The sequence below is a fragment of the Cognatishimia sp. MH4019 genome (assembly GCF_020177595.1).
In the GTDB taxonomy this organism is placed as follows: domain Bacteria; phylum Pseudomonadota; class Alphaproteobacteria; order Rhodobacterales; family Rhodobacteraceae; genus JAHTBL01.
This window is the reverse complement of sequence record NZ_JAHTBL010000004.1, coordinates 279,194-291,280: the sequence shown is the minus strand read 5'-3', so window position 1 is coordinate 291,280 and position 12,087 is coordinate 279,194. Positions and strand designations below refer to the sequence as shown.

Annotated in this window: 14 protein-coding genes and 1 tRNA gene; 6 read left to right on the top strand and 9 right to left on the bottom strand. The window is 58.8% G+C overall.

What is annotated here, in order from left to right:
* The first annotated feature begins 106 nt into the window (after window positions 1-106).
* Entirely contained in the window at window positions 107-1,303 is a 1,197-nt protein-coding gene (locus KUW67_RS09585; protein WP_224825064.1) for a CaiB/BaiF CoA-transferase family protein, read from the top strand.
* A gap of 3 nt (window positions 1,304-1,306) precedes the next feature.
* Here KUW67_RS09585 and KUW67_RS09580 read toward each other — a convergent pair whose 3' ends face one another.
* From KUW67_RS09580 to KUW67_RS09565, 4 genes are read right to left on the bottom strand one after another with little or no spacing between them, the layout of a single operon-like run.
* Entirely contained in the window at window positions 1,307-2,761 is a 1,455-nt protein-coding gene (locus tag KUW67_RS09580; RefSeq protein ID WP_224825063.1) for a glycosyltransferase family 39 protein, read from the bottom strand.
* Window positions 2,736-3,041, bottom strand: coding sequence for a lipid-A-disaccharide synthase N-terminal domain-containing protein (locus KUW67_RS09575; RefSeq protein ID WP_224825062.1), 306 nt, complete (start codon window positions 3,039-3,041; stop codon window positions 2,736-2,738). Before KUW67_RS09575 ends, KUW67_RS09580 begins: the two co-directional genes overlap by 26 nt.
* Window positions 3,034-3,750, bottom strand: a complete 717-nt coding sequence (locus KUW67_RS09570) for a glycosyltransferase family 2 protein (protein ID WP_224825061.1) — start codon at window positions 3,748-3,750, stop codon at window positions 3,034-3,036. The genes KUW67_RS09575 and KUW67_RS09570 overlap by 8 nt, the downstream gene beginning before the upstream one ends.
* Before the next feature lie 60 nt (window positions 3,751-3,810).
* A complete protein-coding gene (locus tag KUW67_RS09565) occupies window positions 3,811-4,845 on the bottom strand; it encodes a LacI family DNA-binding transcriptional regulator (RefSeq protein WP_224825060.1) in 1,035 nt (344 codons plus the stop codon).
* 110 nt (window positions 4,846-4,955) lie between these two features.
* Here KUW67_RS09565 and KUW67_RS09560 point away from each other — a divergent pair.
* Window positions 4,956-5,032: transfer RNA gene (locus KUW67_RS09560), tRNA-Arg, on the top strand.
* A 7-nt stretch (window positions 5,033-5,039) separates the two neighbouring features.
* On the opposite strand, the gene KUW67_RS09555 is transcribed toward KUW67_RS09560, so the two are convergent.
* Window positions 5,040-5,744, bottom strand: coding sequence for a hypothetical protein (locus KUW67_RS09555; protein WP_224825059.1), 705 nt, complete (start codon window positions 5,742-5,744; stop codon window positions 5,040-5,042).
* Window positions 5,716-5,994: a hypothetical protein gene (locus tag KUW67_RS09550; protein WP_224825058.1), complete on the bottom strand. Its 279-nt coding sequence runs from the start codon at window positions 5,992-5,994 to the stop codon at window positions 5,716-5,718. Before KUW67_RS09550 ends, KUW67_RS09555 begins: the two co-directional genes overlap by 29 nt.
* A gap of 171 nt (window positions 5,995-6,165) precedes the next feature.
* On the opposite strand from KUW67_RS09550, the gene KUW67_RS09545 reads away from it, so the two are divergent.
* The 3 genes from KUW67_RS09545 to KUW67_RS09535 all read left to right on the top strand — a co-directional run bounded on the left by KUW67_RS09545 (window position 6,166) and on the right by KUW67_RS09535 (window position 8,564).
* Complete coding sequence (locus KUW67_RS09545; RefSeq protein ID WP_224825057.1) at window positions 6,166-6,621, top strand: hypothetical protein; 456 nt, start codon at window positions 6,166-6,168, stop codon at window positions 6,619-6,621.
* 99 nt (window positions 6,622-6,720) lie between these two features.
* Window positions 6,721-7,368: a ribonuclease HII gene (locus KUW67_RS09540; protein ID WP_224825056.1), complete on the top strand. Its 648-nt coding sequence runs from the start codon at window positions 6,721-6,723 to the stop codon at window positions 7,366-7,368.
* A gap of 89 nt (window positions 7,369-7,457) precedes the next feature.
* Entirely contained in the window at window positions 7,458-8,564 is a 1,107-nt protein-coding gene (locus KUW67_RS09535) for a site-specific DNA-methyltransferase (protein WP_224825055.1), read from the top strand.
* Window positions 8,565-8,640: 76 nt separating this feature from the next.
* Here KUW67_RS09535 and KUW67_RS09530 read toward each other — a convergent pair whose 3' ends face one another.
* From KUW67_RS09530 to mutY, 3 genes are read right to left on the bottom strand one after another with little or no spacing between them, the layout of a single operon-like run.
* The gene (locus KUW67_RS09530) at window positions 8,641-9,198 is read right to left on the bottom strand and encodes a hypothetical protein (protein ID WP_224825054.1); all 558 of its coding nucleotides are present in this window, start codon (window positions 9,196-9,198) and stop codon (window positions 8,641-8,643) included.
* Window positions 9,199-9,240: 42 nt separating this feature from the next.
* Window positions 9,241-10,374, bottom strand: coding sequence for an alkane 1-monooxygenase (locus tag KUW67_RS09525; protein WP_224825053.1), 1,134 nt, complete (start codon window positions 10,372-10,374; stop codon window positions 9,241-9,243).
* A gap of 55 nt (window positions 10,375-10,429) precedes the next feature.
* Window positions 10,430-11,488, bottom strand: a complete 1,059-nt coding sequence (gene mutY, locus KUW67_RS09520) for an A/G-specific adenine glycosylase (RefSeq protein ID WP_224825052.1) — start codon at window positions 11,486-11,488, stop codon at window positions 10,430-10,432.
* 79 nt (window positions 11,489-11,567) lie between these two features.
* Here mutY and KUW67_RS09515 point away from each other — a divergent pair, with 79 nt between their 5' ends.
* Window positions 11,568-12,086, top strand: a complete 519-nt coding sequence (locus KUW67_RS09515) for a DUF721 domain-containing protein (RefSeq protein ID WP_224825051.1) — start codon at window positions 11,568-11,570, stop codon at window positions 12,084-12,086.
* Window position 12,087 lies beyond the last annotated feature (1 nt).

Here is a 12,087-nt window from a genome sequence, read left to right as displayed (position 1 = left end):
GTGTGCGGGTTCCCGTCAATCCTGATAAAATTAGTCAGATAAATAGGCTGATGGACGCTGACGCAGCGCTCGCATAGCGTGCTTGTCAGGAACGAGGGGCATTACGATGACAACTTCTGTGCTGACGGGCGTGCGGGTTCTGGACTTGACCAACGTCCTTGCGGGTCCGTTTTGTTGCCATCAGCTTGCGCATCTGGGTGCCGAGGTCATCAAGATAGAACGCCCGGGTGGCGGCGATCTGGCCCGGCAATTGGGCGCTGATTCCGCGTTGAACGCAGCCAATATGGGTGTCAGCTTTCTGGCGCAGAATGCAGGGAAATCGTCTGTCACGTTGAACCTGAAAGACCCGCGTGGCGCAGATCTGCTAAAACGGCTCGTGCGCAGCGCGGATGTTGTGGTCGAGAATTACCGCCCCGGTGTCATGGCGCGCTTGGGGCTGGGGCCAGAGGTCTTGCGCGCCGAAAACCCCCGGCTGATCTATGCTGCAATCTCTGGCTTTGGGCAGGACGGCCCGTGGCGGGATCGCCCCGCCTATGACCAGATCGTCCAAGGCGTGTCGGGTGTCATGTCGATCACCGGGCGCGCGGGCGAGGGGCCTTTGCGCGCAGGCTATCCGGTTGCCGACACGGTGGGCGGCCTGACCGCTGCCATGGCAATCTGCGCTGCGCTGAACGCCACGCCGCGTGGCTGTGTAATCGACGTGTCGATGCTGGAAGCAACGCTGGCGACGATGGGTTGGGCAATTTCCAATCATCTGATTGCTGGTGTCGCGCCGCAGCAAAACGGCAACGAGAACCCGACCTCTGCGCCGTCTGGAACGTTCCGGGTGGCCGACGGGCATATCAACATCGCGGCCAATCGGGACGAGCAATGGGTCAGCCTTGCGCGTCATCTGGGCCGCGAGGATCTGCTGAAGGACCCTGATTTCACTACGCGCGAGAATCGAAAGGCCAATCGCCTCCGGTTGATGGTCGAACTTGAAACAGTGCTGGTCACACAGCCCGCCGATCACTGGGTGCGCGAGTTAAACGCTCTGGGTGTGCCAACAGGTGAGGTGATGAGCGTGCCTGAAATTCTGTCTCATCCGCAGATCGCGGATCGGGGGTTTTTGGCCCGGTTTGACGACGTTCCAAATGTGCCAGCGGGCGCCACTGTGGTGCGGGCGGGCGCGCGGATTGACGGAGCGCCACTTTCGGTTGAGACACCCCCGCCTGCGCTGGGGGCGGATACGGATAAGATTTTGAACGCGTTGGGTCTGACTGTGGAAGACCGCGCTCAATTGCGGGCGGATGGGGTGATCTAGCGCCTATTCGAGACAGTCACCTTCAATCACGAACCCCATGTATTGCCGCGTCCGGTATTTACCCTCGTCATTATTTATCTCGAACTTGGTAAATTCCGGGCAAGGGCGCGAGCGACCTTCTTTCTGAACATAAAGCACCGTCGATCCTGTGCTTTCGAAGGGGTGTTTCAGCGCGTAGTGATGCGGTGCACGGCCTTCAAAGGGCGAGGCATAGATCGTGAAACCGCGCCCTTTTCCAGTGTAGAAAAGATCCGCCAGAACATCGCGGTTCGACGCGACAATTACCGTCTGGTCAGTGTCCTCTGCCAGCTGGAAAATCTTTTCCGACATCTCATCAAGGCCGACGTAGCGATTGAAAACAAGGTTTTCCCCATCCAGCGACAGGCTGCCTGCGAAGAGGGTCAGGAGCGGCAGTACCACGCTGACCGCTCCGTTTATCCAGAACGACGCGCGCAGCCAGCGCGGACGCTCGATCAGCCAGGGCATTACCGCCACGATCCCCGCGATAGATGCGGCGGCGGCCCAGTTGGCATAAGCCTCGGATAGCAGCGCCTGTATACAGACAACCGCGATAATCGGCAGTGCAAACAGCAGCAACGTGACCTGAACCAGGGTCAGTTGCCCGCGGATCGCTTGCCATCCCATTGTCAGCAAAGCGGCAAAGATCAGTGGCCCAAAGACAGCGAATTGCAGCAGGAAAAACTCGGCGAGCCCGGTGAGGTTCAGCCCCGCGCGCGCGCTGGGATCGCGCACCCAATCGGCGTTGTCCATCGTGTGCTGAACGGTCGAAAAGCCGTTGATGACATTCCACAGAATGTTGGGCGAAATCGTGATCAGGAAGGCGAGCAGGATCATGCCATAGTTACGTGCCCTCAGGCGCTCCAGCGGCAAAGCCAGCGCCACCAAGCCCGCGCACATGATGTAATAGATCGCCGCGTATTTCGACAGAAATGCGAGGCCCAGCATCGCCCCAGTGAAGAGCGCAAGATTGCGTGACGGCTCCAGCACAAGGCGCAGATAACCGCCCAAGGCGAGCGCCAGAAACGGGAACATGATCGTGTCGGTCGAGATCAGCGTGGAGCCGACGGCGATCACCGGCATGGTCGCGTATCCCAAGGCGGTCATTACGGCCGCGCGGTGGCCCAGATGCTCGCGCGCGATGGCGCCAAGGATCAAGGCGGTCACCGCATGGAAAAGCGGTGCAGGCAGGCGCACCCAGAAGGCGGCATCGCTGCCAGCGGCTTCCACAAAGGCGCGGATCACCCAGCCGATCATCGGCGGTTTGGAGTAGTAGCCGAAGGCCAGCTCCTGCCCCCAGAACCAGTATTGCGCCTCGTCTACAAAGAGGTCCAACTGCCCCCACCACAGCGCCAAGACGCGGTAAAGTGTCAGCAGCCCGACGCCCAGAAGCGCCGGTTTCAGCCAAGCGCGGTCAGGTGTCGAGACGACGTTCGACACGGATCAGCCACAGGTTTCTGAGGTAGATGAAAAGGCCCATCGACTGGCCCAGAATGAAAACAGGGTCTTGCCGATAGATCGCATAAGCCAGCAGGATAATCCCGCCGCTGATCGAAAAATACCAAAACGCGATCGGCACCACTGAGCGTTTCGCACGTTCCGAGGCAATCCATTGCACAAGGAAACGCCCCGTGAACAGCAATTGGCCAAAAAGGCCAAAGGCGACCCACCAGAACTCAAGATAGCTGTCGACCTTGAGCCACGCAAAGACGCTATCCATCCGTGACCTCCGTCGGGGTGGCGGTCTTGCGACGGCGGATCAGCCAAGCCACGCCAAACAGATCCCAAACGCCGACAAAGGCGCGCTGCAGATTGGTGTAGTTGGAACTTCCCGCGCCACGTTCGCGGTGGCTGACATCGACCAGCACGACCTCCCACCCGTCGCGTTTGAACAGCGCGGGCAGGTAGCGGTGCATATGGTTGAAGAACGGCAGGCGCAGAAACGCATCGCGGCGGAACCCTTTCAGGCCACAGCCCGTGTCGCGTGTGCCGTCATTCAAAATGGCCGAGCGCAGCTTGTTCGCCGCCTTGGACGCCCATTTTTTCGCGGCCGTGTCCTGACGATCCACGCGCTGTCCGGCGACCAGACCAACGCGGTTCTGCGTGTCGGCCAGAAGCGGTTTATAGAGCTTGGGCAATTCGGACGGCGGGTTTTGTCCATCCCCGTCCAATGTGCAAATCACATCGGCTTTGGCGACCAGAACGCCGCTATGCACAGCTGCACTTTGCCCGCCAGAGCGCTCGTTGCGAAGAACGCGCACCGGATGATCCAGCCCGCGCGCCACATCGCCCGTGCCGTCGGTAGAGCCATCATCGACGATGATGATCTCATAGGCGATGCCCGCGCAGGCCTCTGCGATGTCGGTCACGACGGACGCGACATTGCCGGCCTCGTTCTTCATGGGGATGACGATGGAAACGGCAGTCATGGCATAGAGTCTCTTTGTTCGGCGGGCTTAAATACCAAAGCGCGCGCGCTGTCCACGGCGCTAGCCTTTTGTGCGACGCAGCGTATCGCCGAAGCTGACCTTGGGCGACAGCTCGATCACCTGACCCGTTTCGGCATTGGGGTCTTCACAACGGTCGGCAATGATCTGGGCGGCTGCGCGCCCGATTTCAAGGCGGCAACTGTCCATCGTGGCCAGTTTACGCGGCAAGCCCTGAAGCAGTTCGACGCCGTTAAACCCGGCCAGCCCGATTTCCTGCGGGATCTTTACGCCTTGCTCAAGCAAATACAGCAACCCGCCAGCGCCGATCATATCATTGGAATAATAGAGAAAATCGAGCTCTTCATTGCGCTCAAGCATCGCTTGCGTCATCTCGCGCCCTTTGGCCAGCGCCGATCCGCCTTCGTAGAACTCTTTTTCTTGCACTTCGAGCCCATGCTTTGCGAGCCCTTCGATCAACCCTTCAAAGCGTTTCCGCGCCCGGTGATCGAGCGGCATTTTCGTGCCCATGAAGCCAATATTCTGAAAGCCTGCCTTCGCAATCTGCTGCGCCATCATGCGACCTGCGCGCCGATGCGAAATACCGACCATGCTGTCGATGGGCGTGCCGTCGACATCCATAATCTCGACCACCGGAATGCCCGACGCTTTCAACATCGCGCGGCTGGCATCCGAATGCTCAAGCCCTGCAATGATGATCCCCGAAGGCCGCCATGACAGCATCTCATACAGAACGGCTTCTTCCTTATCCTGAGAGTAGTGCGTGACACCGACAACGGGTTGTAGCGGCGTCTCGTCCAGCACTTCGGAAATACCGGTCATCACTTCAGGAAAGACCATGTTGGACATCGACGGGATAATCACGGCCACGAGGTTCACACGTTGCGAGGCCAGGGCGCCTGCGATCTTGTTGGGCACATAACCAAGGGTCTTGGCCGCCTCCAACACCTTTTCGCGCGTCGCCGCACTGACATCGCCGCGATTGCGCAGCACCCGACTGACGGTCATTTCACTGACACCCGAGGCCTCCGACACATCACGGAGGGTCAGCGGGCGTTTCATATCATTGGGGGCCATTGCGGTCTTTCTGCTGCGAGTCTTTCCTAAATGTTAGCCGCTAACATTCAAAAAGTCCAAGCGCTTGCGTCTTGCGCGCTGCGTCAAATAGAGCGAAATAGTTTGCGTGTGGTCCCGTGGCTCAACTGGATAGAGCAGCCCCCTCCTAAGGGGCAGGTTGCAGGTTCGAATCCTGCCGGGATCACCAGTGTAATTCAGACCATCCGAATGACGTCTTTATCTATCGACAGCATGTAGCCTTTGCGCGCGATATTGCGGACCAGAAGGTCGCTGACCATCTGGTTACCAAGTGTGTCTCGCAGTCGTTTGATCCGTGTGGCGCCAGCCGCCTCGTCACAGTCTGAGGCGGAGCGGCCGGAAATCATTGCCTCGATCTCGGCGCCGGAGAGAACATCGTCGTCCATGCGCGCCTCGGCCAGAACGGACAGCGTTTCAATCGCAGCTTCGGTCAGCTTGAACTCCATGTTGTTCAGATAGACGAGGTTCTGATCGCGGCTGATCAGAAGGGAGTTCACCTGAATACCGGCTTGTTCAACTTGCGCCATGCGCCGGTTCAGGCCGATCAGCATCACCAAAAAGACCAAGGCGGCGATCAGAAGGGCTGTGGCAAACACCAGCAGCACGAAGATCACCATGCGGTAGCTGGATAGTGTGTCGGAAAACGCGGTGCCGGATTGGGCGAGGATTTCGAGCAGTTTGATTTGGTTGCCCGAGGTCAGTGCGTCGTTCTCAATGAAGATGCGCTCTACCCGGTCGTTGAACGCGTTCGCGTCGGGCAGGCTCCAGAACAGGGCGAGGCCTGTGACCAGCAGGATCAGGACAATCGCGCCGAGGCCAAACGCCACGATGCGACTGCCACCGCGTGTCGGCTCAGTAGCGGAGGAAGTGACGTCCGGCATTGTCTTTGCGCTCCTCCAGTCCGCTGTCATCAAAGATCGACAGGATGTTCAAAAGCTCCCATCCGGCGCGGGCCAGACGCGGGCGTAATTCGCGCTTGGCGGCCTGCGCCGAACACTCCGAGATCTGCGCCACACCATAGTGCAAGCGCAAGGGATCGTCTTGCTTGGCCTTGTAGTCGGCAAAACAAGCGGCATGGGCGGGGCCAGCCAGCGCGAGGGTTAGCGCAGTTAGGGCGATAAGACGTTTCATGGGGAAAACATGACCGCCACCTGCCAGTTATTCAATAACAACCGGCACTTGACGGGCGTGTTATCCGATAACAAGGGGGTGTTATTGTTTAGCGCGCGGGGGCGCTCTCAAATCAGGTCATCTCAGGTCACCGGCCCAACCGCCACAGACCGCATTACGAAAGGACACGAGATGACCAAAGGATTGATTGCATCGGTCTTGGCGGCGGCGCTGGCGCTGACCAGCCTGCCTACCGCGCCTGCGCGTGCCGATGACGAGTTGGCCAAGATCCTCGCTGCGGGAACTGTCTTGTTCATCATCGGCAAGGCGATTGAGAACGAAAACAAAAGTAAGAAGCGCACCAAGCAAGTGCATCACCATCACTACAAACCCAAAGCGAAGAAGAAAAAGCACGTTCATCAGCGCCCCCACCAGTCTGCGCGCCTTCCGGGCTATTGCCTGACGCGGGTGCGCACATGGGAGGGGCCGCGCAAGATCCTGTCGGGTCGCTGCCTGCGTCGCAACTATGATTATGTCGACAGCCTGCCCCGCAAATGTCGCCGCCAAGTGGAGACCTATGAAGGTGTCCGCCGCGGCTGGGGGCCAGGCTGCCTTCGCAAGCAAGGTTATGTGATCGCAGGGCGCTAAACGCTTTCGAGCAGAGACCGGCGGTTTGAGGTCGCCGGCTCGATTGGAGGAGGGGGTGGTCATGGCCCCTCCTCCTTTTTGTTTGCGGTGTGGGGCGGGATGCGGCAAGCCGTCCATATGGGACCGGATTATTCATTTGAAAGCGCTGCGCAGGGTCGTGGCTTGGTGCATATCGCTGGCGTGGATGAGGTCGGGCGAGGGCCGCTTGCCGGGCCGGTTGTGGCTGCCGCGGTGATCCTCAACCCGGCGTGCATTCCTGACGGGTTGAATGACAGCAAGAAGATGACGGCCAAGAAACGGCGGATGCTAAATGATCTGTTGTGGGAAGTCGCGGATGTGTCCCTTGGGGAAGCGACGGTTGAGGAGATTGACGACATCAACATCCTGCGCGCCTCGCATTTGGCGATGGAGCGGGCGGTGGCGGGGCTGAAACAGACACCTGATCATGTGCTGGTCGATGGCAACCTGATCCCGCGTGGGCTGACACTTTCGTCTGAGGCGATTGTTAAAGGCGATGGCCGGTCTCAAAGCATCGCGGCGGCCTCAATTGTGGCCAAAATCAGGCGAGATTATGTCATGTGGGATTTGGCGCAACACTACCCCGGCTATGGCTGGGAGACAAACGCAGGTTATCCGACAAAAGCGCATGTTGAAGCGCTCCGAAATATCGGCATAACCCCACACCATAGACGTTCGTTCAAACCGGTGCACAATATCTTGTATCAAGAAAAATATGTAAGTAACTGATTCAAAAAAGAATTTGACGGCGAATCAGCTTTGACTCATCTTTGACCTCAACCAACGAGCACAAAAAGTGCCGGGGACAGAGGCAGAGAATGACAACGATGACCAAAGCGAAGAGTGCATCCGCACTCCCTCTCAACACGATCCTGGATGGGGACTGCATCGAGATGATGAACAGTCTGCCGGAGGCATCTGTCGATCTGATCTTTGCCGATCCGCCCTACAATCTTCAGTTGAAAAGCACTCTGCATCGTCCGGACAATTCCCAGGTCGATGCGGTTGATGATCACTGGGATCAGTTTTCCTCATTCGCCGCTTATGACCGATTTACCCAAGACTGGCTGAAAGCGGCGCGCCGACTCCTGAAACCCGATGGGGCGATTTGGGTGATCGGCAGCTATCACAACATCTTCCGGGTCGGGGCCGCGTTGCAGAACGAAGGCTTCTGGATCCTGAACGATGTGGTCTGGCGCAAGTCCAACCCGATGCCGAACTTCCGCGGCAAACGGCTGACGAACGCGCACGAGACGATGATCTGGGCGTCCAAGTCTGAAGGCGCGAAATACACCTTCAATTACGAGGCGTTGAAGTCCTTGAACGAGGGCATCCAGATGCGCAGCGATTGGGTGCTGCCGATCTGCACGGGCCATGAACGCTTGAAGGACGAAAAGGGTGACAAGGCCCATCCAACGCAAAAGCCCGAAAGCCTGCTGCACCGTGTGATTGTCGGCTCGACCAACCCCGGTGACGTGGTGCTGGACCCCTTCTTTGGCACAGGCACCACTGGCGCTGTCGCTAAGATGCTGGGCCGAGAGTTCATCGGGATCGAGCGCGAGGAAGCCTATCGTAAGGTCGCCGAAAAGCGCCTGTCGAAGGTCCGCAAGTTTGACCGCGAGGCGTTGCAGGTCTCTACCTCGAAACGGGCCGAGCCGCGTGTGCCCTTTGGCCAGCTGGTCGAACGCGGCATGCTGCGTCCGGGCGAGAACCTTTACTCGATGAACAACCGTCACAAAGCCAAAGTGCGCGCCGATGGCACGCTGATTGGTGACGATGTGAAGGGCTCAATCCATCAGGTTGGCGCCGCGCTGGAAGGCGCCCCCAGCTGCAATGGTTGGACCTACTGGTGCTACAAGCGCGAGGGCAAAATGGTGCCCATCGACCTGCTGCGTCAGCAAATCCGGTCCGAGATGAAGAATTAACCAAAGTTTACCGCCGGTGCCTGTGGCCTGACTACAAGCACTAACTATGCCCCGCCTTTTGGCGGGGCTTTTTTTGTCACATCATCGCGGCGGGGGATTGCGCGGTGAACACGCGGATATAGTCACCGGGCGAGGACCCCGCCCAAAGCACCCAAAGACGGAACGGGTTTTGCACGTCGATCCAGATCTCATCGCCCGTCTCAAGCCCACGCAGATCGGTGCTGATGTAGTTGATAGATGTGTTGGCCAGAAAGTCTGTCGCATCCATGGTATCGGGCTGGGCTGCGACGCCTAAGATCGGGGCATCGAACTCGACATAGCCATATTGCGAACTGTCGACGCTGTCGAAAAAGACGTAGTGGCTGGCGACGGTCTGGCCTTGAGGGATGATTCCAGCGTCGCCACCTACATCCACGCGGATCGGACGGTCGAGGACGATATTCTGGTCCTCGTCGAAGGCATAAAGGTGATCGGTGTTGAAATTGTCCTGCCCGACATCGAAAGGGACATCCGTTGACAGTTTGATGAATGTCCCATTGCCGGTTTGCTGTAGAATGGCACCGTCCAGTACAGTGGCTGTCGCTGGCGTCGCAATCAGCGTGAAGAGGACAACGGCCTGTGCAAGTCTGGACATCGTCGGTGCCTCCGGCGGGGATCTCTGTACCAGAACGAAACCCTAGCGCGGTAACGGATGGAGCGCTTTGTTATAGGGCTTCCAGTCGGTGATTTCTGGGTAGTACATCTCGCGCCAGCGCCGCACACGCGGGTTCATGCGTTTGCGCCACATGGGCGGGATCATCGCGATCATAGTCATGACCGGGTAGCCATAGGGCAATTGTGGCGCGTCGGCTTCGGTATAGGTTTGCAGCAAGGGGAAGCGGCGGTCGGGTTTGTAGTGGTGATCCGAATGGCGTTGCAGGTTGATCAGCAGCCAGTTCGAGGCCTTTTGCGAGGCATTCCAGCTGTGGCGGGGGAGGACATGCTCGTATTTGCCGTCGCCCAGATGCTTGCGGGTCAGACCGTAATGTTCGACGTAGTTCACCAGTTCCAACTGCCAGATCGCGGTGAAGGCCTGCACGGTGAAAAGCCACAGACCGACCCAGCCGCCAAGGGCCAGCGCGAGCAGGGCAAAGCCGCCTTGAAGCGCCCAGTATTTCCAAAACGGGTTGCTGGAGTGCGTCCATGGCAAACCTTTGCGGGCGAGCATCGCCTTTTCGGCTTTGAACGACGAGGTTAACGATTGCTTCAAAACGCGCGGGAAGAACTTGTGGAAACCCTCGTTATAGCGAGCGGTCACGGGGTCTTTGGGGGTGGCGACATAGCGGTGATGCACCAGCAGATGCTCCGACCGGAAGTGGCTGTACAGCACCATGGCCAGCAGCAGATCACCCAACCACCGCTCCAGCCTGTTCTTCTGATGCATCAGCTCGTGGCTGTAGGTGATGCCGATGGTGCCTGTCAGCACGCCAACGCCGAAGAACAGGCCGAATTTCTCAAGCAGGTTCAGGTGATCGGTGGCACCCACATACCAAATCAAACTGAAGATCGTGAGGAACTGCAGCGGAGCCCAGATCATTGTGATGGCGCGATACCAAAAGAGCTGGTCGTCGGTCGTTTCCAGATCAGGGTTTTCCTCGTTCAGACCTGCGAAGGCGTCAATGATCGAAAACAGATACCACGTCGCGATGGGTGGCAGCAGTACCGTCCAGCCGCCATAGGCCGCGCCGATAAAAACCAGCGGGATCAGGGCCAGCGACAAAGCAAAGGGCAAAGCGCTGTGAAATTTGGCGATGGTCTGAGACGAAATCATACGCGGCTCCAACAGTCACGACATGGGATATTTGTCGGTCAATCAGCGCGGGTTTTCAACTGTCCCGTAACGTCTCATGGGCCAAATCGAAGGCTTTGCGCATGACAGTGGGTAGGTCTGAGGGACGAAATCGATCTTGCGGGATGAATTGTCCACGGGTTGGCAACGCGTCTTGCGGCACAGTTGCGGTGCAGATCGCAAGCCGCAGATGGAAATGGGTGAAGGTGTGGCGCGCCTCGGCAGGCAGGTCGTGCCAATCGGCCCCAAGGGGAGGGGCCTCTTGCGGCGCGTCTTCGGCCCAGCCGGTGGTGGGCCAACCCAGCATGCCACCCAGCAGTCCCTTGTCAGGGCGCGTCTCCAAAAGCCAGGCGCCATCGGTGCGACGCGCGATATAGGCGATGCCAAGGCGGATAGGCTTGGGTTTTTTCGGGGTCTTCTTGGGAAGCTCCGCCGCAGTGCCATTCGCGCGGGCAAGACAGGGGTCCCGCCAAGGGCAGATTCCGCAAGCCGGGTTGCGCGGTGTGCAAATCGTAGCGCCCAGATCCATCACAGCTTGAGCGTAATCGCCTGGCCGCTTGGCATTGGTCAGCTTTTGAGCCTCTACCATCAGCTCGGGTTTGGCGGCAGGAAGCGGCGTGTGAATGTCATGCAGGCGCGCCATGACGCGTTCAACATTGCCGTCCAGAACCGTCTCGGGCAGATCAAACGCGATGGCCGAGATTGCCGCCGCCGTATAAGGCCCGATGCCTGGGAGCTTAAGCAACGCATCGTGATCGGCTGGAAAGACGCTATCATGATCGGCCACGACAGCACGGGCGCATTTCAACAGGTTGCGGGCGCGGGCGTAATATCCAAGCCCCGCCCATTCGGCCATCACGTCAGCATCCTCTGCCGCGGCCAGATCGCGGACGGTGGGCCACCGATTGGTAAATCGCTCGAAATAGGCTTTCACCGCAGCGACTGTGGTTTGCTGCAGCATCACCTCGGACATCCAGACGCGGTAGGGATCGGCCTTTTGTCCCGATAGCGGTGGCGCGCGCCATGGCATCTGACGGGCGTGGCGGTCATACCAGTCCAGCAGCGTGTCGCTTAAATCGGCTGTGTCATAACGCAATCTTTATGATCCTTGTTCGGATTGGGCTGGTTCCCCGCCCGATCACGGATAGAATAGTGTTCGAGTGAGGGAAAGACAGATGGCCGAGCGTTCGGGATATCGCAAAAACGGCACGACCCGTGGCTTCAAAAGCGCCTCGGGCCTGTTGCAGTCGCGTATCCGCACGGCGAGCCAAAGCCGTGGCTTTGCTGAAACGCGTCTTCTGACCCACTGGGCCGAGATTGTGGGCGCTGAGATTGCCGCGCAGGCCCATCCCGTGAAGGTCGGCTATGGGCGCGGTGGTATCGGGGCCACGCTGACGATCCTGACCACGGGCGCTGTTGCGCCGATGATCGAAATGCAGAAAGAGCAAATTCGCGAGCGGGTGAACACCTGCTACGGCTATACTGCGATCAGCCGCGTGCTGATCACGCAGACAGCGCCGACAGGGTTTTCTGAAGGGCAGGTGCAGTTCACACCCGCCCCAAAAGCCAAACCCGGGATCACAGCCGAGGCGAAGGCTCGCGCGGTGCAGGTCGCGGGTGATGTGAAAGATGACGGTCTGAAACAGGCCATTGAAACGCTAGCAGGCAATGTCCTGTCGAAAGCAAAACAGTAAG

What these genes read in the sequence shown, in the direction of transcription:
- KUW67_RS09585 (WP_224825064.1), top strand. Translation starts at nt 107, where the DNA reads ATGACAACTTCTGTGCTGACGGGCGTGCGGGTTCTGGACTTGACCAAC.
- KUW67_RS09575 (WP_224825062.1), bottom strand. Translation starts at nt 3,041, where the DNA reads ATGGATAGCGTCTTTGCGTGGCTCAAGGTCGACAGCTATCTTGAGTTC.
- KUW67_RS09570 (WP_224825061.1), bottom strand. Translation starts at nt 3,750, where the DNA reads ATGACTGCCGTTTCCATCGTCATCCCCATGAAGAACGAGGCCGGCAAT.
- KUW67_RS09565 (WP_224825060.1), bottom strand. Translation starts at nt 4,845, where the DNA reads ATGGCCCCCAATGATATGAAACGCCCGCTGACCCTCCGTGATGTGTCG.
- KUW67_RS09555 (WP_224825059.1), bottom strand. Translation starts at nt 5,744, where the DNA reads ATGCCGGACGTCACTTCCTCCGCTACTGAGCCGACACGCGGTGGCAGT.
- KUW67_RS09550 (WP_224825058.1), bottom strand. Translation starts at nt 5,994, where the DNA reads ATGAAACGTCTTATCGCCCTAACTGCGCTAACCCTCGCGCTGGCTGGC.
- KUW67_RS09545 (WP_224825057.1), top strand. Translation starts at nt 6,166, where the DNA reads ATGACCAAAGGATTGATTGCATCGGTCTTGGCGGCGGCGCTGGCGCTG.
- KUW67_RS09540 (WP_224825056.1), top strand. Translation starts at nt 6,721, where the DNA reads ATGCGGCAAGCCGTCCATATGGGACCGGATTATTCATTTGAAAGCGCT.
- KUW67_RS09535 (WP_224825055.1), top strand. Translation starts at nt 7,458, where the DNA reads ATGACAACGATGACCAAAGCGAAGAGTGCATCCGCACTCCCTCTCAAC.
- KUW67_RS09530 (WP_224825054.1), bottom strand. Translation starts at nt 9,198, where the DNA reads ATGTCCAGACTTGCACAGGCCGTTGTCCTCTTCACGCTGATTGCGACG.
- KUW67_RS09525 (WP_224825053.1), bottom strand. Translation starts at nt 10,374, where the DNA reads ATGATTTCGTCTCAGACCATCGCCAAATTTCACAGCGCTTTGCCCTTT.
- KUW67_RS09515 (WP_224825051.1), top strand. Translation starts at nt 11,568, where the DNA reads ATGGCCGAGCGTTCGGGATATCGCAAAAACGGCACGACCCGTGGCTTC.